17 protein-coding genes are annotated in these 24,146 nt (G+C 67.2%); 8 read left to right on the top strand and 9 right to left on the bottom strand.

What is annotated here, in order from left to right; genetic code table 11:
• Nucleotides 1–61: 61 nt before the first annotated feature.
• Nucleotides 62–889 (bottom strand): ferredoxin--NADP reductase, encoded by an 828-nt coding sequence (locus EO170_RS05130; protein WP_164740911.1) that lies wholly within the window; start codon nucleotides 887–889, stop codon nucleotides 62–64.
• A gap of 35 nt (nucleotides 890–924) precedes the next feature.
• Here EO170_RS05130 and EO170_RS05125 point away from each other — a divergent pair, with 35 nt between their 5' ends.
• The 4 genes from EO170_RS05125 to EO170_RS05110 all read left to right on the top strand — a co-directional run bounded on the left by EO170_RS05125 (nucleotide 925) and on the right by EO170_RS05110 (nucleotide 4,614).
• Nucleotides 925–1,953 carry an ABC transporter ATP-binding protein gene (locus tag EO170_RS05125; RefSeq protein ID WP_241235952.1) on the top strand — a complete coding sequence of 343 codons (1,029 nt, stop codon included), beginning with the start codon at nucleotides 925–927 and terminating at the stop codon, nucleotides 1,951–1,953.
• Nucleotides 1,950–2,753, top strand: a complete 804-nt coding sequence (locus EO170_RS05120; RefSeq protein ID WP_104584169.1) for an ABC transporter permease — start codon at nucleotides 1,950–1,952, stop codon at nucleotides 2,751–2,753. The genes EO170_RS05125 and EO170_RS05120 overlap by 4 nt, the downstream gene beginning before the upstream one ends.
• A gap of 5 nt (nucleotides 2,754–2,758) precedes the next feature.
• Entirely contained in the window at nucleotides 2,759–3,703 is a 945-nt protein-coding gene (gene panE, locus EO170_RS05115; RefSeq protein ID WP_184650811.1) for a 2-dehydropantoate 2-reductase, read from the top strand.
• Nucleotides 3,704–4,098: 395 nt separating this feature from the next.
• Complete coding sequence (locus tag EO170_RS05110; protein WP_104584167.1) at nucleotides 4,099–4,614, top strand: hypothetical protein; 516 nt, start codon at nucleotides 4,099–4,101, stop codon at nucleotides 4,612–4,614.
• 134 nt (nucleotides 4,615–4,748) lie between these two features.
• Here EO170_RS05110 and EO170_RS05105 read toward each other — a convergent pair whose 3' ends face one another.
• From EO170_RS05105 to EO170_RS05060, 7 genes are all read right to left on the bottom strand, one after another.
• Nucleotides 4,749–5,159, bottom strand: a complete 411-nt coding sequence (locus EO170_RS05105; RefSeq protein WP_104584165.1) for an acyl-CoA thioesterase — start codon at nucleotides 5,157–5,159, stop codon at nucleotides 4,749–4,751.
• Nucleotides 5,160–5,542: 383 nt separating this feature from the next.
• Nucleotides 5,543–5,869: a thioredoxin family protein gene (locus EO170_RS05100; RefSeq protein WP_119129833.1), complete on the bottom strand. Its 327-nt coding sequence runs from the start codon at nucleotides 5,867–5,869 to the stop codon at nucleotides 5,543–5,545.
• Nucleotides 5,841–6,326, bottom strand: coding sequence for a flavodoxin (locus EO170_RS05095; RefSeq protein ID WP_104584160.1), 486 nt, complete (start codon nucleotides 6,324–6,326; stop codon nucleotides 5,841–5,843). The genes EO170_RS05100 and EO170_RS05095 overlap by 29 nt, the downstream gene beginning before the upstream one ends.
• A 200-nt stretch (nucleotides 6,327–6,526) precedes the next feature.
• Nucleotides 6,527–7,570: a ribonucleotide-diphosphate reductase subunit beta gene (locus EO170_RS05090; protein ID WP_024940691.1), complete on the bottom strand. Its 1,044-nt coding sequence runs from the start codon at nucleotides 7,568–7,570 to the stop codon at nucleotides 6,527–6,529.
• A 194-nt stretch (nucleotides 7,571–7,764) separates the two neighbouring features.
• Complete coding sequence (locus EO170_RS05080) at nucleotides 7,765–10,263, bottom strand: ribonucleoside-diphosphate reductase subunit alpha (protein WP_119129836.1); 2,499 nt, start codon at nucleotides 10,261–10,263, stop codon at nucleotides 7,765–7,767.
• Between the two features lie 1,466 nt (nucleotides 10,264–11,729).
• A complete protein-coding gene (locus EO170_RS05065; protein ID WP_104534912.1) occupies nucleotides 11,730–12,770 on the bottom strand; it encodes a DUF475 domain-containing protein in 1,041 nt (346 codons plus the stop codon).
• A gap of 105 nt (nucleotides 12,771–12,875) precedes the next feature.
• Complete coding sequence (locus EO170_RS05060) at nucleotides 12,876–15,584, bottom strand: bifunctional acetate--CoA ligase family protein/GNAT family N-acetyltransferase (RefSeq protein WP_104584156.1); 2,709 nt, start codon at nucleotides 15,582–15,584, stop codon at nucleotides 12,876–12,878.
• Nucleotides 15,585–15,782: 198 nt separating this feature from the next.
• Here EO170_RS05060 and EO170_RS05055 point away from each other — a divergent pair, with 198 nt between their 5' ends.
• The 3 genes from EO170_RS05055 (at nucleotide 15,783) to EO170_RS05045 (ending at nucleotide 20,077) form a co-directional block, all read left to right on the top strand.
• Entirely contained in the window at nucleotides 15,783–16,568 is a 786-nt protein-coding gene (locus EO170_RS05055; protein ID WP_126942970.1) for a DUF4198 domain-containing protein, read from the top strand.
• 140 nt (nucleotides 16,569–16,708) lie between these two features.
• A complete protein-coding gene (locus tag EO170_RS05050) occupies nucleotides 16,709–17,596 on the top strand; it encodes an EF-hand domain-containing protein (RefSeq protein WP_126942967.1) in 888 nt (295 codons plus the stop codon).
• A gap of 141 nt (nucleotides 17,597–17,737) precedes the next feature.
• The gene (locus EO170_RS05045; protein WP_126942964.1) at nucleotides 17,738–20,077 is read left to right on the top strand and encodes a TonB-dependent hemoglobin/transferrin/lactoferrin family receptor; all 2,340 of its coding nucleotides are present in this window, start codon (nucleotides 17,738–17,740) and stop codon (nucleotides 20,075–20,077) included.
• Nucleotides 20,078–20,312: 235 nt separating this feature from the next.
• On the opposite strand, the gene mgtE is transcribed toward EO170_RS05045, so the two are convergent.
• Nucleotides 20,313–21,680, bottom strand: coding sequence for a magnesium transporter (mgtE, locus tag EO170_RS05040; RefSeq protein ID WP_126942961.1), 1,368 nt, complete (start codon nucleotides 21,678–21,680; stop codon nucleotides 20,313–20,315).
• Between the two features lie 499 nt (nucleotides 21,681–22,179).
• On the opposite strand from mgtE, the gene EO170_RS05030 reads away from it, so the two are divergent.
• Nucleotides 22,180–23,991 carry a monovalent cation:proton antiporter-2 (CPA2) family protein gene (locus tag EO170_RS05030; RefSeq protein WP_126942956.1) on the top strand — a complete coding sequence of 604 codons (1,812 nt, stop codon included), beginning with the start codon at nucleotides 22,180–22,182 and terminating at the stop codon, nucleotides 23,989–23,991.
• The last annotated feature ends 155 nt before the right edge of the window (nucleotides 23,992–24,146 follow it).

Genomic DNA, 24,146 nt, shown 5'->3' with positions numbered 1-24,146 from the left:
TGTGGGCGGGCCTTGCCATCGCCGGGGCAACCAGGCCTGCGCCGGCCTCGCGCGGGAAGCCTCAGGTCTTTGCCGGTGCCGGGCTGACGTACTTCTCGCGGCGGATCTGCGCGTTCGGCAGGCCGGCTGCCTTCAGGGCGTCGATGCAGCTGTCCACCATGTCCGGGTTGCCGCACAGGTAGGCGATATCGCCCTGCGCATCGGGCGCGCATTCGGCCAGCTGCTGCTGCACGTACCCGTGCCGCACATCGGCATGCGGCTGTTCCGGCAGCTCGCGCGAAAAACACGGCATATAGCGGAACTGCGGGTGCGCATCGGCAAACGCGCGGAAGTCGTCGCCGTACAGCAGCTCGGCCGGCGTACGCGCGCCCTGCAGCAGCAGCACCTGCACGCCGCGGGTCGCGATCGCCTCGGCCAGCAACGGCAGCATCGAGCGGTACGGGGTGACGCCGGTGCCGGTGGCGATCAGCACATAGCGCCGGTTGTGGTCGCCCGCCGGCAGGCAGAAACGTCCATAGGGACCACTGGCCTGCAACCGGTCGCCGATCTGCAGGCCTTCGAACAGCGCGGTGGCCGAGCCGCCGGGCACGAAGCTCACCGCGATATCCACCGCCTCGCCCGGTCCGAACGCGTGGTCGTGGATGGTCGCCAGCGAATAGCTGCGCTTGGTCGGCGTGCCGTCGGCGGCAGTGAAATGGATCTGGATGAACTGCCCGGGCTGGAAATCCAGCGGCTGCCCGTCGTCACGCAGGAACTGGCAGTGGGCCACGGTGGGCGCGATCATGCGCCGGTCGACAAGCTTGAGGGGGAATTGAACGGGCACGAACGTATTTAGGACAGTCTGTGATCGGGGCTTGCCCCCGCGGGCTTCTATAATAACGGCCTGCAACTCGCTGCGCCGTCACGCTGACGCGAAGGAACATCTTGAATTCCCCATCTCCGACCACCGCACCCGCGCTGCGTGTGTGCGATCTGCGCAAGACCTACGACAACGGCACCCAGGCGCTCAAGGGCGTGTCGCTGGACGTGGCGCCAGGCGACTTCTTCGCCCTGCTCGGCCCCAACGGCGCCGGCAAATCCACCCTGATCGGCATCATCAGCTCGCTGGTGAACCTGTCCGCCGGCCAGGTGGAAGTGTTCGGCACCGACCTGGTCGGCCAGCGCAGCGATGCGATGCGCCTGATCGGCCTGGTCCCGCAGGAGGTCAACTTCAACCTGTTCGAAAAACCCTTCGACATCCTGGTCAACTACGCCGGCTTCTACGGCATGCCGCGCGAGCAGGCCGCCGCGCTGGCCGAAGCCGAGCTGCGCCGCTCGCACCTGTGGGAAAAGGCCCAGGTGATGAGCCGCACGCTGTCCGGCGGCATGAAGCGCCGGCTGATGATCGCCCGCGCCATGATGACCCAGCCGCGCCTGCTGATCCTGGACGAGCCCACCGCCGGCGTGGACATCGAGATCCGCCGCGACATGTGGCGCGTGCTCAAGGAGATCAACGCCGCCGGCACCACCATCATCCTGACCACGCATTACCTGGAAGAAGCCGAGCACCTGTGCCGCAACCTGGCCATCATCAACCACGGCCAGATCGTCACCCAGGGGCCGATGCGCGAGCTGCTGGCCAAGCTCGACGTGGAGGGCTTCCTGTTCGATATCGACGGCGACCTGCCGGCCGAACTGCCGGTGATCGAAGGCACCACGCTCACCGCCATCGACGGCCACACGCTGGACCTGGACATGCCGCGCGCGATGGATCTCAACCGCGTGTTCGCCACGCTCGGCAGCGCCGGCATCCGGGTGCGTTCGATGCGCACCAAGAGCAATCGGCTGGAAGAGCTGTTCGTGCGCCTGACCGGCGACGCCCCGGCACCGGCCGATGCCGCCGCCACCGCATCCACGCCTGTCGTGCCCCACGGCACGCCGCCAGCGCAGCCGCGCAGCGGAGGCCAGCCATGAACGAGATCCACACCGTGACCGAACCCACCAACGCGCGCCGCAACTGGATTGCGCTGGGCACCATCGTGCGCCGCGAAGTGCAGCGCATCCTGCGCATCTGGGGCCAGACCCTGGTGCCGCCGGCCATCACCATGACGCTGTACTTCTTGATCTTCGGCGGGCTGATCGGCTCGCGCGTGGGCGACATGGGCGGCTACACGTACATGCAGTTCATCGTGCCGGGCCTGGTGATGATGAGCGTGATCCAGAACAGCTACGGCAACATCTCCTCCAGTTTCTTCGGCGCCAAGTTCGGCCGGCATGTGGAAGAGCTGCTGGTCAGCCCGATGCCCAACTGGGTGATCCTGTGGGGCTACGTCTCCGGCGCGGTGCTGCGTGGGGTCATGGTCGGCGCATTGGTGCTGATCATCGCGATGTTCTTCACCCCGGTGCGCATCCCGCATCCGCTGGTGACCCTGACCACGGTGCTGCTGGGCGCGACCATCTTTTCGCTGGCCGGCTTCGTCAATGCGGTGTACGCCAAGAAGTTCGACGACGTGGCGATCGTGCCGACCTTCATCCTGACCCCGCTGACCTATCTGGGCGGCGTGTTCTATTCGGTGAAGCTGCTGCCGCCCTGGGCCGAAGCGGCCACCCACGCCAACCCGATCTTCTACATGGTCAACGCGTTCCGCTATGGCCTGCTCGGCAGCTCGGACGTGCCGATCTGGGTCGCCTACGCGCTGATGCTGGGCTTTGTCGCGGTGCTCAGCGCGCTGGCGCTGTGGCTGCTGCGCCGTGGCGTGGGCTTGCGGAGCTGATGACGATGGCGATGCGTATCTTGATCCTCGGCGCCGGCGGCACCGGTGGCTATTTCGGCGGGCGTCTGGCGCAGGCCGGGGTCGATGTCACCTTCCTGGTGCGCGATGCGCGCGCGGCACAGCTGCAGGCCGATGGCCTGCGCATTCGCAGTCCGCTGGGCGATGCGGAGCTCCCGGTGGCGCATGTCACCGCGCAGGATCTGCCGGCGCTGGTGGCGCAGCGGCCGTTCGACCTAGTGATCCTCAGCTGCAAGGCCTACGACCTGGACAGCGCGATCGAGGCGATTGCGCCGGCGGTGGGCGAGCACACCACGGTGCTGCCGATCCTCAACGGCCTGCGCCATTACGCCGCGCTGGACGAGCGTTTCGGTGCGGCACGCGTGCTGGGCGGGCTGTGCTTCATCAGCGCCACCAAGGGCGCGCAGGGCGAGATCCTGCACCTGGGCAAGCCGGCGGCGATGACCTTCGGCGAGCGCGATGGCAGTGCGGAGTCGACGCGCGTGCAGGCATTTGCGGCAGCCTGCACGCAGGCCGGCATCGATCATGTGGCCAGCGCGCAGATCGCGCAGGAGCAGTGGATCAAGTACAGCTTCCTCACCGCGCTGGCCGCTGCCACCTGCCTGATGCGTGCGCCGGTCGGGGCGATCGTCGCCACCGACGACGGCCGCGCCTTGATCAACGGCGTGTACAACGAATGCCTGTGGGCCGCCGATGCGGCCGGGCAGCCGATTCCGGAAAGCGCGCGCGCCAAGGCGCTGCAGACCTTGTTGCAGGTGGATTCGCCATTGAAGGCCTCGATGTTGCGCGACCTGGAAGCCGGCCAGGAAGTAGAAGCGGCGCAGATCGTCGGCGACATGCTCAGGCGCGTGCGCGAAACCGGACGCAACGCACCACTGCTGATGGCCGCCAACGTGCATCTGCAGGCGTATCAAGTGTTGCGGCATAGCTGATGGGCATGGTGGGCGGGCGTACGCGTCGCCCCCATCCGCCCTTCGGGCACCTTCCCCCGCAAGCGGGAGAAGGCAGTGGCAGCCCCGCTGCATGACTGGACGAGCGGCCTGCGTCGTCCCTACGCCGCTTAGCCGCGGCAAATCCTTCTCCCGCCTGCGGGAGAAGGTGGCGCAAAGCGCCGGATGAGGGCGCGTCCACTCGGCGCAACCGTCGCACCACCACAGCAACCTCCCCGCCCCCACCGCTTGCTCCCGCAGATCCCTTCCCTTCTCCCGCCTGCGGGAGAAGGTGGCGCAAAGCGCCGGATGAGGGCGCGCCGGGGGTCGGCGCAGCCTTCGCGCCGTCACGACGCCACGCACACGATGCTCTGCAGCCCTCCCTCGCCGTCGTCATCATGAAGCTGCTCAGCCATCTGTTCCGTGCCGGTCACTTCGTGATCCTGGCGTTCTTCGTGCTGTGCGCGGCGGGCCTGGTGACGATGGCCGGGCTGGAGTTGTGGCATGGCTTCACCCCCGGCGGCGACATGGTGGTGCGCGACCGCTTCAACGTGGTGCTGGAAGCCGTCGGTCTGCTCACGGTGGCATTGGTGACGCTAGAGCTGGGCCAGACGATCTTCGAGGAAGAGATCCTGCGCGACGTCAAGGTCAGCGGGCCGACACGCGTGCGCCGTTATCTGTCGCGCTTTTTCGTGGTGATCGTGATCGCACTGGCGATCGAAACCCTGGTGTCGATCTTCGAGCTGATGCACGCCGATCCGGCCAAGCTGCCATATGCCGCGGCGGTTGGCTCGTGTGCGGCATTGCTGCTGATTGCCTGGGGCGTGTTCGTCAAGCTCAATCGCAGCGCCGAAGAGCTGGAACCCGAGGCGATGGCAGAAACCAAGCGCGAAGACCGCGAGGTCGAGGAATAGGCAAGCGCACGCGGCTGCCGGTTACGCAGCCGAAGCTTGCGGTCAGCGCATGTGCACCCGGTGCGCCCTGCCATGCGCGCATGACAGGTGCCTGGCCGGCTGCATCGGCGGCAAGAACAGCGCTGGTTGCAGCCTCAGCCTTTGTCCGTCATCGGGAGTGCCGGCACCGAGGTCGGCTTGCCGTCATCGCCAAGCGCGATCATCACGAAGTGGCCGCGGGTGCACAGCTCGCGCACGCCGCTGAGCAGGTCCTCGGCGATCAGTTCCACTTCCACCTTGATCGAACTGCGCCCCACCGACACCACCCGCGCGATGGTTTCCACCATCTGGCCCTGGCGGATCGGCAGCTTGAAATCCACCTGGTCCGAGCGTGCGGTCACCACCGCACGCCGCGCGTAGCGCGATGCGGCCAGGAATGCGGCCTTGTCCATCCACGCCAGCGCCTGCCCGCCGAACAGCGTGCCCATATGGTTGGTGTGGTTGGGGAACACGATCTCGGCCATGCGGGCTTCGATCGGTGGCTGGGTCTGCAAGCTGTCTGACATGAGGGGTTCCAGTGGAGAGGCGCTGCGTGCCAAGGCGATTGCAGCAGCCTGACACAGACAGGATAGGCGGTCAGCCGCAGCGGCGTACGCCGGAACGCAGCGCAGCGGCCACGGCGATCCAGCGTGCCGACGCGGGCGCTTGCGCACTGCCGCTGCGGGAGGGTCGCCAACGGCCGGCATCCTGGGTGACTATCGCATGTACTGCCGCGTGCACGATGAGGCCATCGGGATGGCGGTCGCGGCCGGGGCCGCTCCTACGAGGGCATCGCGTTCGCGTCGGCAATCGCCTGGCGAGACGGTGGCGTGCAGCACTCTTCTCGATGCATGCAGCCGCGGGGAACATGCAACCCTAGGCGCGCAGGCCCCTGCGCCGCCCCGGTGGCTCAGAGGCTGGTCTTGACCGCGGTTTCCACCTGCGCCGGCGACTGGAAGCCGGGCAGGCGCGCCACCTCGCTGCCATCGCGGTACAGCGCCAGGGTCGGGGTCTGGCGCAGGCCCAGGCCGCGGAAGAACTCCTCGCCCACCACTTCCAGCTTGACCTTCAACAAGGCCACGCCCTCGGCGGCCTCGCTGTTGGCGAACTTGTCCAGCGACATGTCGAGCATGCGGCAGCCGGGGCAGTTGTCCTTGTAGAAATCCACCAGCGCGCGCGGATGCGCGGCCAGGGTGGCGGTGTAGTGCTCAGGCGACGTGACGGTAATGGTGTGCATCGTGGGGATCGTGTTGGCATTGGGCCAGGACCTCGTCGGTCCAGGCGGCGATGGCCTGCGCGTCGCGCACGCCGTGGGGCATCTGTTCGATGGTCAAACGCGGAAACGGGCTGGCGAAGAACTGTGCGATGCGATGCACTGCACCGCAAAAATAGTCCTCGCCCCACTGCGTTTCACCGGTGCCGAACACCGCCACCCGCGGCGGCTTGCCCAGCGTTTCGACCAATTCGACGATGAAGCGTTTCATCTCTGCCGGCGTTCGGCCACCGTTGTCGGTCCAGCTACCGAGCACAAACAGCTCGTACTGCCCGGGCGCATGCGGCACCTGCTCCAGCCGCTGCACGTCGGTCTCCAGCCAGGTCACCGTGTGCCCGGCCGCTTCGCAGCGCAGTGCGACACTGCGCGCGACATCACGCGTGTTGCCGCTCAACGAGGCAAGTGCGAGCAGGATGTTCATGGGGCAGGGATTCGGGAGTCGTGATTAGGGATTCGTCTAAAGCAGGGATTGGAGAGTCGAAGTGGAGATTCGCCAAAGCACATCAAGTTGCTGTTGCAAATCCCGCCTACCCACTATCCAATCCCGGATCTTGATGATTCGTAAAGCGCATCGATGCGGCTGCGACGAATCACTAATCCCGAATCCCAAATCCCGGCTCCTCACAGATCGTCGAAGCCGTTATCCGAGTTGGTCTTCTTGTACGAGGCATTCCGCATCTCGAAGAAGTCGGTCTTGGTTTCGGTGAAGTTGTCGGCGTAGGCCTTGATCCACGGCATCACGTTGTCGTTGGCGCCTTCGTACAGCTTCTCGATGCCGAGCATGCCGGCCATCTTGTTGGCGCGGTACTTCACGTAGCGGATCATCTCGTCCACGTCGATGCCGTCGATGCCGTCCAGCACTTCGGCGGTCCACTGGGTTTCCAGGTCGATCGCGTGCTCGAAGGCCTTGTGCACGTAATCGGTGAGCTGGTCGCCCTGCAGCGCCTGGTTCTCGCCGATGATGGCGCGAATCAGCTCGCTGATGAACTTGGAGTGGGCCAGCTCGTCGCGGTTGATGAAGCTGATGATCTTGCCGGTGCCGGTCATGCGGTTCTGGCGGACCAGATTGTAGAAATACGCAAAGCCGGAATAGAAGTTGATGCCTTCCAGGATCGAGGACTGGATCAGTGCGCGGATCAGCGTTTCGGCCGTCTTGTCGCGCATGAAGTCTTCGTAGGCGCCCATGATCGGCGCATTGCGCTTGATGATGGTCGGATGCGTGCGCGCGATCTCGAACACGCGGTTCTGGTCGGCCAGGCCGGTGATCGAGGCCAGCACGTAGCTATAGCTCTCGTTATGGATCACTTCCTGCTGGCCGATGATCGCGGCATTGGCATGCGCGGCCGGGTCGGTGATGTATTCGGCGACGTTGTAGATGAAGCGCGTCTGCGGCGAATCCAGCGTGGCCAGCAGGCCGATGATCGAGTCGTAGGCATTCTTCTCGCGCGCCGACAGCTCGTTGTACTGGCGCGCGTCGCCCTTCATGTCCACCTCGTCGGGGATCCAGAAGTTGGTCGACAGCTCCTTGTAGGCCCGATAGAAGGACGGGTACGGGATGTCGTTCCAGTTGAGGATGCCGGAGGTTTCGCCATTGATGATGGCGGTGGAGCGGTTCGGGTGACGCGGCTCCAGGATCTTGATGCGCTCAAGCGGTGTTGCGGACATGGGTCTCTACTCGTGTTTCAGGCGTCGCACGCGTGTGCAGCGGGGACGACGGCAGCAATCATTCTGGAAGAAAGCCCCCTGCGTGAGGGGGCGCGCCGAAGGCGCGGGGTGTGGGAGCTGGTGAAGCAGGGTCCACGGTTCGCAACGCGAACCGTGGAAGCGAAGCGCGAATGCGCTTCGCTACCGCATGCGCTTTAGCTCGAACACCACTCGCACTCGCTGATGTCGATGTCGTTGGAACGCACGTAGTACGTGGTCTTCAGGCCTTCGCGCCAGGCGGTCATGTGCAGGTCGAGCAAGGTGCTGGCACGGATGGTGCTTGGCACGTAGAAGTTGAAGCTGATCGACTGGTCGACGTGGCGCTGTCGACGCGCGTTCTGGCGCACGCTGGCGAACTGGTCGACCTTGTAGGCACCCTTTTCGTAGTACGGCCAGGTTTCCAGCGACAGGCCCGGAGCGGCGACCGGACGGCGGAAGTCCTTCTTTTCTTCGTAGTAGAACGCGCTGTAGATCGGGTCGATCGAGGCGGTGGAACCGGCGATCTGCGCGGTGCTCATGTTCGGCGCAACCGCCAGCATCCAGGCATTGCGCACGCCATTGACGGCCACCTGCGCGGCCAGCTCCAGCCACTGCGGGCTGTTGTAGTCGCGCGCACGGAAGTACTCGCCGGTGTGCCAGTCGCTGCCGCGGAACACGCTGTAGGTGCCCTTTTCCTTGGCCAGCTCCATGCTCGCCTGGACGGTCAGGTAGTTGATGCGCTCGTACAGCTCGTCGCTGTAGTCCTCGGCTTCCTTGGCATTCCAGTGGATGGACTTCTGCGCCAGCAGATGGTGCCAGCCGAAGGTGCCCAGGCCGATGGCGCGGTACTTCTGGTTGGTGATGGTAGCCTGCGGCACGGGCAGCTGATTCAGGTCGATCACGTTGTCGAGCATGCGCACCTGGATCGGGATCAACCGCTCCAGCACGTCGGCGCCCAGCAGGTCGGCCTGGTCTGCCTGCACGGTGATCGCGCGGCCCAGGTTGATCGAGGACAGGTTGCACACGACGAAGTCGCCGGCCTTCTTGGTGGTGACGATCTGATTGCCGCTGATGATCTCCTGCATCATCCGCGTCGGGCTCATGTTCTGCAGGATCTCGGTGCACAGGTTGGACGAATAGACCATGCCCTCGTGCTTGTTCGGGTTCTTGCGATTGACTTCGTCGCGGTAGAACATGAACGGATTGCCGGTTTCCAGCTGGCTGACCATGATCCGCTTGAAGATCTCGATCGCCTTGACCGTCTTGCGGGTGATGCGCTCGTCGGCAACCACTTCCTCGTACTTGCGACGGAAGCTGCTGTTGGCATCGCCCTTCTTCTCGTCGTAGAAGTCCTGCAGGTACCAGCCCTTGATCCGCTTCACTTCGTGCGGATCGAACAGATACCAGTCGCCGCGACGCTCGACCGCTTCCATGAACAGGTCGGGGATGCACACCGAGGTGAACACGTCATGCGCGCGCAGGCGCTGGTCGCCGTTGTTCAGGCGCAGATCCAGGAACGCCTCGATGTCGCGGTGGAAGATGTCCAGATAGACCGCGATGGCGCCCTTGCGCTGGCCCAGCTGATCCACCGACACGGCGGTGTTGTTGAGCTGCTTGATCCACGGCACCACGCCGCCGGAGGAATTGGACACGCCGCGGATCGCCGAACCGGACGAACGCACATAGCCCAGGTACGCGCCCACGCCGCCGCCGTGCTTGGACACGCGCGCCACGTCGGTGTTGGAGTCGTAGATGCCCTGCAGGCTGTCGTCGACGGTGTCGATGAAGCAGCTCGACAGCTGGCCGCCAACCTTGCCGGCATTGGCCAGGGTCGGGGTGGCCACGGTCATGTACAGGTTGGACAGCGCCCAGTAGGCCTCGCCGACCAGCTGCATGCGGCGCTCGCGGCTGCCCTTGCCATTGCCGATCTCGTCCTGCATCAGGTACAGCGCGATGGTCAGCCAACGCTCCTGCGGCAGCTCGAACACGCCGCGCGAATTGTCGGTGGCCAGGTAGCGCGTAGCCAGCAGGTACAGGCCGTTGTAGGCGAACAGCTTGTCGCGCTCGGGCTCGATCATCTTGCCGGCTTCGATCAGTTCGTCCTTGGAGTAGCGGCGCAGGATGTCGTTGGAATAGACATTGCGGTCGGCCAGGCTCTCCTGCAGGCCGACGAACGAGCCGTACTTCTGGCTGGCGTCGTAGAAACGGTTGCGGCTGGCGCGCTTGTACAGCCGGCGCAGGTACAGGCGCGCGGCAAAGTGCTCCCACTCCGGGGTGGTCAGATCGACGCGGGCCTCGGCCTCGCGGATCAGATGGTCGACCAGGTCGTCGGCGTTGACGCTGTCCTTGCGATCGACGAAGCCGAACACCGAGCGCTTGTAGTCGGACACGTCCAGCTGCGGGAATTCGGCATGGATCTGGTCGATGGCGCGCTCCAGGCGCTCCGGCTCGAACGGGATCCGGCGGTTGCCGGCTTCCTTGGTGATCCAGGTGGCGACGGCTTGTTCTTCGATGGTCTGTGCGTGCATTGCAATGGCTTGGCGGGGAGGCGGCACGATGTCCGACGGGTCGGTCAATTCCGGCGCGCCGCAACCGGGCGCGCTGACACCGGCGGGAACGCTGGTGGGTGTTGCGGTACCGGCGGCGATCGCGGCAAGGGTGTCGTTGGTGGTCATGCGTCCTCCATGCGTAGGCACACGAACCCGGCTGGGGGACGGGTTGCGGCCGGATCCGGACTCCCTGGACAGCGATGGCGGTGCGCAACGACCAGCACGCAGGACACGGGGTCCGCGGCGGCATCGCCTCACCAGCCATCTCCTTACCGGAGATTCCACGGCCGCCACCGCGCGGTGTGCTGTCGCGCAGTGGTCGGTGGCGAAACAACAGCGGCGCAACGAGACCACGCCGCCTGCTCCAGGCGAGGCCCGGATGGCTGTGATCGTTCATCGCTGCCGCCGCGGAGAGGCGTTTGATTGGCAACCTGCTGCAAATCATGCTCTCACTGGTCCGGACGCCTTGGGGCGACCAACCACCGACTCCCCCAAGATAGTGGGGTCACCCGGAGGGGTCAACACCAAATGTAGGAAATTCCCGAAAACCCTTACAGCACAAAGCACTGTCTGACGAACGGTCGGCAAGAGGCTGGGAACCCGTCCAATTGGACTGCGCAGTCAAGGCCTAAACCGGCATTTCCATCGACCCGTTGGGTCCGGTTGGGTTGGCTGCGACACGCATCGATGCTGAAGCCGGTCAGTTGGCCGTGACCGCCTCAAGCGGCACCGCACGCCTGGCGGGCCGCTCCGCCGGCACGCCCAAGCTGGGGAAGCAAACTCGCCACTGCCGAATCCCGGTGTGCGCTGCCGTTCTCTTTATTGGACGTTGCGGTAGAGGGCCCTGCAGCAAGGACTCGCAGCGTCGAGGGCGCGGCGCCCTCACCGCACCAGACAGTTGGCCGGCTGCTTTATTGAAAACCCTGCACACCGACCATCTCGACTGGTCCTTGCCCGCCCACCGTCGCGGGACCTTGAGCGGCATGGATGCCGCGCCAGAGCCTACACGGACGTACTTGCGGCGTGTCCTGCGATGGTGGGCGGGCAAGGGCCCTGCAGCAAACTCGCAGTGTCGAGGGCGCGGTGCCCTCACCGCACCAGACAGTTGGTCGGCTGCTTTATTAAAACCATGCACACCGACCGTCTCGACTGGCTCTTGCCCGCTCACCGTCGCGGGACCTTGAGCGGCATGGATCCCGCGCCAGAGCCTACACGGACGTACTTGCGGCGTGTCCTGCGATGGTGGGCGGGCAAGGGCCCTGCAGCAAACTCGCAGCGTCAAGAGCGCGGTGCCCTCACCGCACCAGACAGTTGGTCGGCTGCTTTATCGAAAACCATGCACACCGCCCATCTCGACTGGCTCTTGCCCGCTCACCGTCGCGGGACCTTGAGCGGCATGGATCCCGCGCCAGAGCCTACAGGGACGTACTTGCGGCGTGTCCCGCGAGGGTGGGCGGGCAAGGGCCTTGCAGCCAAGCCACAGACCTAACGGCGCCCGTCCGTCAGCAGCGTCCACCCGATGACCGCGAAGACGCTTTGCGAGCGCTCTCAAGTGAACCGCCTGACGCCTTTAGCGCGGCCAATGCGCGGGATCAGATCTCGGTCGGGCCGATATGGTGCCGCTTGCGGTAGCGGATCGAGGACCACACCGAGGCGGCGATGAAGGCCACGCCGATCAGGCCGGTCAGCACTTCCGGCACATGGTAGACGGTGCCGACCAGCATGATGATCGCCAGCACGCCGATCGCGTAATGGGCGCCGTGCTCCAGGAACACGAACTCGTCCAGGGTGCCCTTGTGCACCAGGTAGACCGTCATCGAGCGCACGAACATCGCGCCGATCGCCAGGCCCAGCATGATGATGACCACATCGCGGGTGATCGCGAACGCGCCGATCACCCCGTCGAACGAGAACGAGGCGTCCAGCACTTCCAGGTACAGGAAGGCGGCAATGCCAGAGCGCTTGGCCGGGCCCATACCGTCCTCGCCCTCTTCGGCCTCGAACAGCGCGTCCACGCTGCCGACCAACAGGTACAGCAGGATGCCGCCCAGGCCGGCGAACAGCACGCTCTGGAAGATGGCGTCAGGCAGGAACAGCTTGGTGCCCAGCAAGACCGACACTGCCACGATCACCGACATCGCGTCGGCCTTGCCCAGCTTGCCGACCAGCCGTTCCACCGGGCCGAGCCAGTGCAGCTTGCGCTCCTGGTCGAACAGGAAGTTCAGGAACACCAGCAGCAGGAACATGCCGCCGAAGGCGGCGATGGACGGGTAGTTGTCGGTCAGCACCTGGCTGTAGCGGTCCGGCTCCTTCAGCGCCATCTGCATCACCGGCACCAGGCCCATGCCGGTGGCCACCGACACGATCACGATCGGGAACACCAGGCGCATGCCGAACACCGCGATCAGGATGCCGACGGTGAGGAACAGCTTCTGCCAGAACGCGTTCATGTGCTTGAGCACGCCGGCGTTGACCACCGCGTTGTCGAACGACAACGACACCTCCAGCACGCTCAGCACCAGGCATAGCCACAGGGCCTGCCAGATGCCCATCGCGGAGGTATGACCCCACCAGGCGGCCAGGCCCAGGCAGATCGCTGTGACCAAGAACGACATTCTGAAATCGCGAAACATTGACACTCCCAGGCGGGCCAAGACGACAGCCGGAGCAACGGGCCGGGGCGAGGCCCGGCAGATCCGGCATGCGGTGAGGAGGGGGGACCGCGGCGTGACCCAAGGTCAGGCCGGGCGTGGCTCGCCCATTATAGGGAGTGTCACCGCCATCAGGGTTGCATCGTCCGGATCCGGGCGTACCCCGAAGCCCAGGCTCTGGCACATCGCCAGCATGGTGCGGTTCTCGCGCAGCACCTGGCCTTCGATCTGCTTCAGGCCCAGCCAGCGCGCGTACTCGATCATGATGCGCATCAGCTGCCAGCCGATGCCGTGGCCCTTGAGGTCGGAGCGGATCAGGATGCCGTACTCGCCGCGCTCGTAGTCGGCGTCGGCATGCAGCCGCACCGCGCCGAGCATGTCGCCGGTCTTGGGGTCGATGGCCACCAGCGCGATCGAGCGCGCGTAGTCGAGCTGGGTCAGCCGGGCGATGAACTCGTGGCTGAAATGCTTGACCGACTGGAAGAAGCGCAGCCGCAGGTCTTCGTCGGTGACCCGCGCGAAGAACGCGCGGAACAAGGCGTCGTCCTCCGGGCGCACCGGACGCACCAGCGCATGCGTGCCATCGCCCAGCCCGATCTGGCGCTCCCATTCCTTCGGGTACGGGAAGATCGCAAAGCGCGGATGGCCGCGGCCCTTGTGCAGCTTGCGCGCCGGCGCCACCGCCACGCGCGCGTCCAGCGCGATCACGCCATCGCGGTCGGCCAGCAACGGGTTGATGTCCAGCTCGGTGATTTCCGGGATGTCGGCGGCCAGCTGCGCCAGCTTGACCAGCACCAGCGCCACCGCGCGCTCGTCGGCCGCCGGCACGTCGCGGTAGGCCTTGAGGATGCGCGAGACCCGCGTGCGCCCGATCAGCTCGTGGGCCAGGCGCAGGTCCAGCGGCGGCAACGCCAGCTCGCGGTCGTTGATCACTTCCACCGCGGTGCCGCCACGGCCGAACACGATGGCCGGGCCGAACACCGGGTCGTCGGCGATGCCGGCGATCAGTTCACGCGCCTTCGGCCGCAGCACGGTGGGCTGCACGATCACCCCCTCGATCACTGCATCCGGCAGCGCAGCGCGCGCCCGCGCCAGGATGCCGGCCGCCGCCTCGCGCACCGCCGCCACGCTGGACAGGTTCAGGCGCACGCCATCCACATCGGACTTGTGCGCGATGTCGCTGGACAGCACCTTCAAGGTCACCGTGCGGCCGACGGCCAACAGCGGGTCGGCCAGCAAGGCGGCCTCGTTGGCGGTGGCGGCCACCTGCAGCGGCACGATCGGGATGCCGTAGGCGGCCAGCAGGCGGTTGGTGGCGACCGGGTCCAGCCAGCGCCGGCCGGCCGCCAGGGCGTCGTCGACCACGGTGCGGGCGATGGCCGCATCCACCACGAAATCTTCCGGCAGGCTGGGCGGGGTCTCCATCAACGCCGCCTGCGCCTCGCGATAGCGCACCAGGTGGGTGAAGCCGCGCACCGCGTCCGATTCGGTCGCATAGGTGGGCACGCGCGCGGCGTTGAGCGCGGCAATCGCCGCATCGTCCTGGCCCAGCCATACCGCGAACACCGGCTTTTCGCGCTGGTAGCGGTTGCGTTGGTCCAGCGCGCGGGTCAGCGCCTTGGCCGCATCGGCCGAGGAGGTGAACGCGGTCGGCACGTTGACCACCAGCAGCGCGTCGTTCTCCGGGTCGTCCAGCAAGGCTTCGATCGCCGCGGCATACCGCGGCCCATCGGCATCGACGATGATGTCCACCGGGTTGCTGCGCGACCAGCCTTGCGGCAACGACTGATCCAGCCGCTCCAGCGTCTTGGCCGACAGCTCGGCCAGGGTGCCGCCGCGCAGCACCAGCTGGTCCACCGCCAGCTGCCCCACCCCGCCGCCATTGCTGAGGATGGCCAGCCGCCGGCCGGGAAAACTGCCGAGCCGGCCCAGCGTCTCGGCGGCGGCAAACAATTCGTCCAGCGCGCCCACCCGCAACAGGCCGGCACGCGCGAATGCGGCGCCATACACCGCATCCGAGCCGGCCAGCGCCTGCGCATGCGTATCGGCATTGGGATTGATGCGGAACTGGCGGCCCGACTTGACCACCACCACCGGCTTGGCGCGCGCGGCGGCGCGGGCGGCCGACATGAACTTGCGCGCATCGCCGATGCGTTCGACGTACAGCAGGATCGCGCGGGTGCGGTAGTCGGTGGCGAAGTAGTCGAGCAGGTCGCCGAAATCCACATCCAGCGTGTCGCCCAGCGACACCACCGCCGAGAACCCCACCGAGCGCGCCACGCCCCATTCCACCAGCGCGGCGGCAATCGCGCTGGATTCGGAGATCAATGCCAGGTCGCCGGCCTGCGGGCAATGCGCGGCGATGCTGGCATTGAGCCGCGCATGCGGGGCGATCACGCCCAGGCAGTGCGGGCCGAGGATGCGCATGCCCTTGGCGCGCGCGGCCGCTTCCATCCGCGCGGCCGGCGAGCCGGGGCCGCTGCCCAGCCCGGCGGTGAGGATGATCGCCGCAGCCACCCCGCGCCGCGCGGCGATGGAGACGATGCGCGGCACGATGCGCGCCGGCGCGGTGATCACCACCAGGTCCGGCACCCACGGCAGATCGGTCAGCCGCGCCACCGTGCGCACGCCGTCGATCTCGGTATAGCGCGGGCTCACCCAGCCGATCTGCCCGGGAAACCCGGCCGCGCGCAGATTGCGCACCACCGCCCGCCCGGCCGAGCGATCGCGCGGGCTGCCGCCGACCACCGCCACGGTGGTGGGACGAAAGACCTGCTGCAGGTGGTAGGTACTCATGGCGAAGAGACGGCGGGGAAAGCGGACACGGTACACGTCGGCCCGAGCGCACGTCATTGATCCCGCGCTGGAGAAGCGCGACGCAGCGCCTGTTATTGTTGTGAACGATTCGCATTTTCGTTAATATCGTGTGGTCAGCCAGCTTCCTGCGCCGCCCCGCGCCCTGCCGCCAGCGACCCACTCGGAACAGGGCCCCCCATGAAACTGCTGACCTTGTCGGCGCTGCTGCTCGCTGCCTCCGCCTCTGCGCACACCCCTTACCTGGCACCCAACACCTTCACGCCCCAACCGGGCCAGACGGTGACCCTGGACGCGGCCTTCGCCGAGACCTTCTTCGTCCCGGAGGCGGCCTTCGACCAGAGCCACTTCCGCATCACCGGGCCCGACGGCCGCGATGTCGCGCCGGCCCGGGTGCAGGCGCTCGACACCCGCACCGTGGTCGAACACACCCTGGGCAAGCAGCCCGGCACCTACCGGGTCAGCACCGGCCTGCGCGTGGGCGCGCAATTCCGCACCTGGGAGCTGGATGGCAAACGGCAGACCGTGCGCGATCCGAACGTACCCATGCCCAAGGGCGCCACGCTGCTCGCCAGCTTCCAGTCGCGCACCCTGGCCGACACCTATCTGAGCGTCGGCAAGCCCGATCGCACCGCGCTGGCGCCGCGCAACCGTGGTCTGGAACTGGTGCCGGTCTCCCATCCCAACGACCTGTATGTCGGCGAGCGCTTCGTCTTTACGGTGCAGTACGACGGCGTGCCGCTGGCCAGGCAGACCGTGGACATCAGCGAGGCGGTCTGGACTTCCGACCGCAGCCCGACGCTGGTCAGCCTGACCACCGACGCAGCCGGCCGCGCCACGATGAAGCTTGACCGCGCCGGCACCTGGTTAGCGCTGTCCCGCCACCGCACCCCGGCCCCGGCCGACGCCCCGGTGCGCGAGTACAGCAACAGCACCACGCTCACCTTCCAGGTGCTGGAGCCGTAGCGCCGCGCAACCGCTGCGGCGGTTGCATGCCCCACTGGCCCGACTTCGCCGGCGCGGTGTCTCCGCCCGGCGTACCGACACGCCTGCAGGCCCAGCCAGCGCCACGGCCCGCCACCGTTTCCCCCCTCAAGAGGCAATCCATGAACACTGGCTCCCTGGCCGGCGCGTGCCTGTGCGCGCTGCTGCTTCCCGCAACCGCACTCGCCCAGTCCGGGCCGCGCCCGCTGCTCGGCGGTCACGGCAACAACGTGCAGGCCTTCATCACCCAGCATGACGACGACCGCGACGGCCGCATCACCGCCGCCGACTTCGCCGCCTTTCGCCGCGCCCGCTTCGACGCCACCGACCGCAACCACGACGGCAGCGTCGACGAGGACGAATACGTGGCCGAATTCCGCCAGCGTCGCCAGCAGGCGCTGGAGCAGGAACGCAGCGCGCAGGCCGCGCACGGCAGGCAGCGCTTTGCCGCACTCGATGCCGATGGCGACGGGCAGGTGGCGCGCACCGAATTCGACGCCGCCGGTGCGCAGGACTGGGCGCGCGGCCAGGCGGCGCTGACGGCGGCGGCCAAGGCGCCCCCTGGCGACAGGACACAGGCCTTCGATCGCGACGGCGGCCGCCCCGGCATGCCCGACAGCCAGTCGGCCGAGGGCTTCCTCGCGCTGTACGACGAGAACGGCGACGGCAAGGTGGGCCGCAAGGAATACGCCGGCCTGCGCGCGGCGCAGTTCGCCAGCGCCGACGGCGACCGCAACGCGGCGCTGTCGCCGGACGAGTACCGGGTGGAGTTCGAAGACCGCCTCAACCGTCGCCTCACCGCGCTCGAGCAGGCCGACGACCGCCAGGTGCATGTGCGTTTCAAGGTGCTCGACACCGACAAGGACCAGCGCATGACCTTCGCCGAATATCAGGCGTCGGGGCTGCGCACCTTCGCCCGCGTCGACCGCAACCACGATGGCGTGGTCGATGCCAGCGATGCCGCGCTGCCGGCGACCGCGCCGGCCACCACGCCGGCCCGGGCCGACTGACCTGCCGCGCGGGCCCGCCAGCCGCGCCCCCTGGTCCGCCGCTGGCGGGCCCACCCAGCTACGCGACTGCGGTGTTCTGCCGCTTGCAGCCAGGTCCGCGCCGTCCGGCGCTCCTTCCTCTTCCTGACTGTGGACTCCACGATGACCTCGACACCGACCCTGCTGGCCCTGGCGATCGCCACCGGCCTGGCCTTCCCGCTGCATGCCGAACAGGCACCGGCCGACGCCACCACCTTCGACCCGGTCGAAGTGAAGGCCGCGCGCGACAAACGCGCCTCCGGCAACCAGAACGTCACCACCCTCGACACTGCGCAGCTGCAGCAGGAACAGGCCGAGAGCATGGAGGACCTGGTGCGCTACATCCCCGGCGTGAGCATCGCCGACATGGGCCGCTTCGGCGAGAACGGCTTCAACATCCGCGGCCTGGAAGGCGACCGGGTGGCGATGACCATCGACGGCCTGTCGATGGCCGAGGGCGTGGAGACCGCGCGCGACTACGAGTTCTTCCGCGCCGGCCGCGGCGGCGTGGACGTCGATTCGCTCAAGCGGGTGGACATCGTCAAGGGCGCCGATTCCATCAGCGCCGGCAGCGGCGCGCTCGGTGGTGCGGTGGTATTCACCACCAAGGACCCCTACGACTACCTCAAGGCCCAGGGCAACGACAGCCATGTCGGCCTGAAGACCGGCTACACCGGCCACAACGACCAATGGCTGGCCAACCTCACCGTCGCCAACCGCAGCGGCATCGTCGAATCGATGCTGAGCTACACCCGCCGCGAGGGCCACGAGTCCGAGGGCTGGTATTCCAGCACCGGGATCGACACCGGCAGCGCGCGGCGGACGCCCGACCCGATCGACAACGAAAGCGACAACGTGCTGGCCAAACTCGACGTGGTGCCGAACGCACAGCACCGCTTCGGCGTGGTGTACGAGCGCAACCGCGCGCAGAACCGGGTCGACAATCTCAGCCGCGTCAGCGCGCCCAGCTACGCCGAACGCGTTGGCGACGACAGCAACGACCGTGACCGCTACGGCCTGCGCTACCTCTGGAATGCCGACAACGCCCTGTTCGACACCCTGCAGGCGCAGCTGGACCGCCAGCAGACCGACAGCCGTGGCACCACCCGCATCCTCACCCAGAGCGGCAGCTCGAGCACGCCGGCCACCGCCGCCACCACGCGCTGCACGGTGGCGCTGCCGTGCCGCCGGGCCGAAGATCGCGACACCGAGCAGACCCTGGACCGCATCGCGGTCGACTTCGACAAGCAGCTGCATGGCAACGGCTGGTCGCAGGCGCTGCTGTACGGGGCGGCCTGGCAGCGCCGCAGCATCGACTACAGCGCGATCGACTACCGCTGGAACAATGCCGGCACGCTGGACACCGCCACCATCGACCCGGCGCAGGTGCCCAAGACCGATGCCGACAGCTGGAACGTCTACCTGCGCGATCGCATCGGCCTGCTCGACGACCGCCTGCAGCTGACCCTGGGTGCGCGCTACGACCACTATCGCTACGCGCCGACGCTGTCGCCCACCTTCGTCGACAGCACCGGCACGGTGCGCGAGGTGACGTTCTCCTCGCCCACCTGGCAGGCCGGCATCAGCTATGCCTTCACCCCGCAGCAGACGCTGTGGTTCCAGGCCGGGCGCGGCTTCCGTGCCCCGACCACGGCCGAGATGTATGCCCCGACCAGCATCACCGCGCTGACCCGGGTGGACACCGGCGCCACCGTCAACGTGCCCACCGTGGCCGCCAATCCCGCACTGGAGGCCGAGCGCAGCCTCAACCTGGAACTGGGCTGGCGCTGGGAGAGCGACTGGGCGCGCGTGGGCCTGTCGGTGTTCCGCGACCGCTACGACGACTTCATCCAGAGCGAGACCGTCACCACCGATGCCGGCACGCTCTACCAGACCTGTACCCGCGGCGTGTGCACCACGCGCAACGGCTACGCCTACACCACGCTGCGCAATGTCGGCCAGGTCGAGGTCAAGGGCGTGGAACTGGATGCGCAATTCAGGCTCGGCGATGCCTGGCTGCTGCGCGCGGCATGGACCCACAACCAGGGCGAGCTGGAAGACGGCCGCCCGCTGGACAGCATCAATCCGGATCGCGGCGTGCTCGGCCTGAGCTGGCAGGGTCTGGACGAGCGCCTGCGTGTCACCGCCAACATCACCCATGCGCTGGCCAAGCAGGCCAAGGACGTCAAGGTCGAGAACGACATCTTCGGCGCTGCGGCCGAGCCGTTCCTCAGCGATGCCTACAGCGTGGTCGACCTGTTCGGCAGCTACCGTTTCAACGCGCACGTGCGCGTCAATCTCGGCGTCTACAACCTGTTCGACGAGCGTTACTACCAGTGGGCGCGCATCCGCAATGTCACCCGCGGCGATTTCTATCTGTACGGCTATGCCACCGATGACGGCATCGGCCGCTACAGCGAACCGGGCCGCAACCTGCGCGCCACGCTGTATGTGACCTTCTGAGGCGCGATCGCCGCTGCGCCTCGCTGCACGGTGGGCCGTGCAGCGAGGCAGGCTGGACCGCCGATCCGGCCTGGCCCGGCACCGGCCGAGTGCCGAGTGCCGAGTGCCGAGTGCCGAGTGCCGAGTGCCGAGACGCAGCGTCAACGACCGGGCGAGGTGCCGCAATGCGTGCGGCTTCTCGACCGGAGCATGGCGGGGCGCAATTGTTCGCGCGCCCCGCGCACTGCCCGCGGCGCTACAACAAGGTGCCGCTGAGGATCGCGGCGGCAATGCTGAAATAGATCACCAGGCCGGTGACGTCCACCAGCGTGGCCACGAACGGCGCCGAGGCGCTGGCCGGGTCGAAGCCGAACCGTTGCAGCACGAACGGCAGCATCGAGCCGGACAGCGAGCCGAAGGTGACGATGCCGATCAGCGCCGCGCCGATGGTCAGCGCCACCATCTGCCAGTGCGGGCCGTAGTCGTACAGGCCGGCGGTCTGCCAGAGGGTGATGCGCACGATCGCCAGGATGCCCAGGATGGCGCCCAGGGTGAGCCCGGTGGGCAGTTCACGCAGGGCCACCTTCCACCAGTCGCCCAGGCGCAGTTCGCGCAGTGCCAGCGAGCGGATCAGCAGCGAGGTGGCCTGCGAGCCGGAGTTGCCGCCCGAGCTCATGATCAACGGAATGAACAGGGTCAGCACCACCGCCTTGGACAACTCGTCCTCGAAGTGCTGCATCGCGCTGGCGGTGAGCATTTCGCCCAGGAACAGCACGCTCAGCCAACCGGCGCGCTTCTTGATCATCTGGCCGAAGCCGATCTGCATGTAGGGCTTGTCCAGCGCCTCCATGCCGCCGAACTTGTGCACGTCCTCGGTGGATTCGGCGATCAGCGCGTCCAGCACATCGTCCACGGTGACGATGCCCAGCACATGGCCATGCGCATCCACCACCGGGATCGCCAGCAGGTCGTGGCGGCGGATCAGCCGAGCGACTTCTTCCTGGTCCAGCGCCGGGTCCACCGTGACCGGCGGGTTGACCTGTGCCACCTCCAGGATCGGCGCATCCGGCGCGCCGGTGATCAGCCGGCGCATGGTGACCACCTGGGTCAGCACCCGGGTGTGCGGGTCGAGCAGGTAGATCGCATAGACCGTCTCGCGGCTGCGCTCCACCTCGCGGATGTGCTGCAGGGTGCGGCCCACGGTCCAGTCGGCCGGCACCGCCACGAACTCGGTGGTCATCAGCGCGCCGGCGGTATTGGGCGGGTAGCGCATCAAGCCCTGGATCGACAGCCGCGCCTCGGCACTGAGCAGCCACAGCAACCCCTGGCGCTGCTCGGCATCCAGGCCATGGAAGATGTCGGTGGCGCGGTCGTCGGCCATCTGCCCGAGCAGGGAGGCGGCCTGCTCGGACGGCAGTTGCGCGACCAGGGCGCTGGCGTCGTGCAGCTCGGGTTGTTCGAGCACCTTCACCGCACGCGGCGGCGGCAGCGCGGCCAGCACATGGGCGGCATCGTCGCGGTCGAGGGTGTTGAGGTATTCCACCGCATCGGCCGTATTGAAGTCGGCCATGGGTGCGATCAAGGCATCGACGCCTTGGGCAAGGCGCAGGGTTTCGTTGTACATGGGGTTCGCCTGGTGACGACCGTCGTCGATGACAGCCGGCGAACCTGAAGCCTCAGGCGCGCGCCAACTGGGTCATCGACCCGGGTCTAGGGTGACTGTCGCTGGACATGAGAGAGGGCTCCGAGAGTGCGTACCGACCGGTGATCCGGGCGGCGGCGCGGCGCAGTCTGCGCGCCTGGGCTGGCGTGGTCAATGCCCTGCGTGGGCGGCGCTCAGCGCGCGTCCAGCCGCCGGTGCACGGCATGGCTTGAAAGGCGCGATCGGGCCGCCGGGCAGCGGACGCCGCACGCACGCCCTGTGGCAGATCCACAGTGGCGAGCAGCCAGCGGGCCGCCGCCGGAACAGGGCGCGTGCGTCGTGCCCTAGGCTGCCCCGGCGTTCGATGGCGATGCCGGCGCCCGCTGGCGGCGATCGCCTGCCGTGTTGCAGGCAGGACACGCTGATCCGGGCAGACAGGCCGCCGCGGGCGGCATAATGCACCTCTCAACGGAGAGTGCGCATGCATAGCGGTGGTCTGGAACTGGCTCTGGTGCTGATGCTGGCCGCCATCGTGGCGGTGCCGGTGTTCAAGCGCTTCGGCCTGGGCGCGGTGCTGGCCTACCTGGTCGCCGGTGTGGTGCTCGGCCCCGATGGCGTGGGCGTGGTGCAGGATGCCGAGCGCATCAGCGGCGCGGCCGAGATCGGCGTGGTGATGCTGTTGTTCGTGATCGGCCTGGAACTGTCGCCGGCACGTTTGAAGGTGATGCGGCATTCGGTGTTCGGTGCCGGCGCCACCCAGGTGGTGGTGACCACGCTGATCCTGGGCGGCCTGCTGATGCTCGGCAACCTGGGCTGGAAAAGCGCGTTGATCGTCGGCGTGGCGCTGGCGTTGTCGTCCACCGCGGTGGGGCTGCAGCTGCTGGCCGAACGCAAGGCGCTCAATAGCGACTACGGGCGCCTGGCATTTGCCATCCTGCTGTTCCAGGACCTGATCGCCATTCCGTTGCTGGCCGCGATTCCGCTGCTGGGCGGCAGCAAGAACGCCACCCTGGAATGGCAGGACGTGGCCAAGGCGGTGGCGGCGCTGGCGCTGGTGATCCTGTGCGGGCGCTTCGTGCTGCGCTATCTGTTCAACATGGTGGCACGCACGCGCATGCCGGAAGTGTTCACCGCCAGCGCCTTGCTGGTGGTGCTGGGCACCGCCTGGATCATGCAGGAAGCCGGATTGAGCGCCAGCCTGGGCGCGTTTCTGGCAGGCGTGCTGCTGGCCGATTCGGAATTCCGCCACGAGCTCGAATCGCAGATCGAGCCGTTCGAAGGTTTGCTGCTGGGACTGTTTTTCATCTCGGTCGGCATGGGCATCGACCTGAACCGGGTGATCGCCGAGCCGTGGCTGATCGCCAGCGGCGTGGCGATCCTGCTGGTGGTGAAGTTCTCGCTGCTGGTCGGGATCGGCAGCGTGGCCAGACTGCCGCTGCGCAGCAGCCTGATGCTGGGCAGCGTGTTGTGGCTCGGCGGCGAGTTCGCCTTTGTGGTGTTCAACGAGGCCGATCGCGTCGGCTTGCTGGAGCGCGCCAACCACGACCGGCTGGTGGCCATTGTCGGTGTCTCGATGGCGCTGACGCCGCTGTTGCTGCTCGGCATGCAGCGCATCCTCAACGGGCCGCTGCGGCTGCATGCACCCACGTCCGATCGCCCGTTCGACGCCATCGATGCGCAAACGCCCAAGGTCCTGGTCGCCGGCATGGGCCGCTTCGGCCAGGTCGTGGCGCGCCTGCTCACCGCGCGGCATGTGCCGTTCGTGGCGCTGGAACACAATCCGGACACCGTGGAGGACTTGCGCCGCTTCGGCAGCCAGTTGTACTACGGCGACCCCACCCGCCCGGAACTGCTGCGCGCCGCCGGTGCCGACCGCATCAAGGTGTTCGTGATCGCGGTGGACGATCCGGAAACCAACATCAAGGCGGTGCGGCTGATCCGCCGCCTGTACCCGCAGGCCACGGTGCTGGCACGTGCACGCAATCGCCAGCATGCCTGGAAGCTGATGGACCTGGGCGCCGAACCGTTCCGCGAGGTATTCGCCTCCAGCCTGGAACTGAGCGAACGCGTGCTGACCTCGCTCGGGCTGGGCGAGGCGGTGGCTAAGGAGCACGTCAAACGGTTCCGCCAGCACGACGAAGAGTTGTTGCATCGCCAGCATCTGGTCTATGACGACGAAGCCAAGGTGATCCAGACCTCGCGCGATGCACGCGCGGACCTGATGCATCTGTTCGAAGCCGACGTCAAGGCCGATGTGGACGGCGAGCCCGCACCCACCACGCTCGATCGCTGAGCCCTTCGTAGGAGCGTGCCTGCGCGCGACGGGGCTTTACCGATAACGCCTCGTCGCGCGCAGGCACGCTCCTACGCGGATGTGGTGCATCTTTCGTCAGCGTTAGCTGCGCAGTCGATGCTTGAAGACGACCTGCACGCGAGCATTCGATCGCG

The sequence above is a fragment of the Xanthomonas sp. BRIP62409 genome, assembly GCF_003992965.1.
GTDB lineage: Bacteria > Pseudomonadota > Gammaproteobacteria > Xanthomonadales > Xanthomonadaceae > Xanthomonas > Xanthomonas euroxanthea.
The sequence above is the reverse complement of the archived record's forward strand: the minus strand, read 5'-3'. Positions and strand labels throughout refer to the sequence as shown.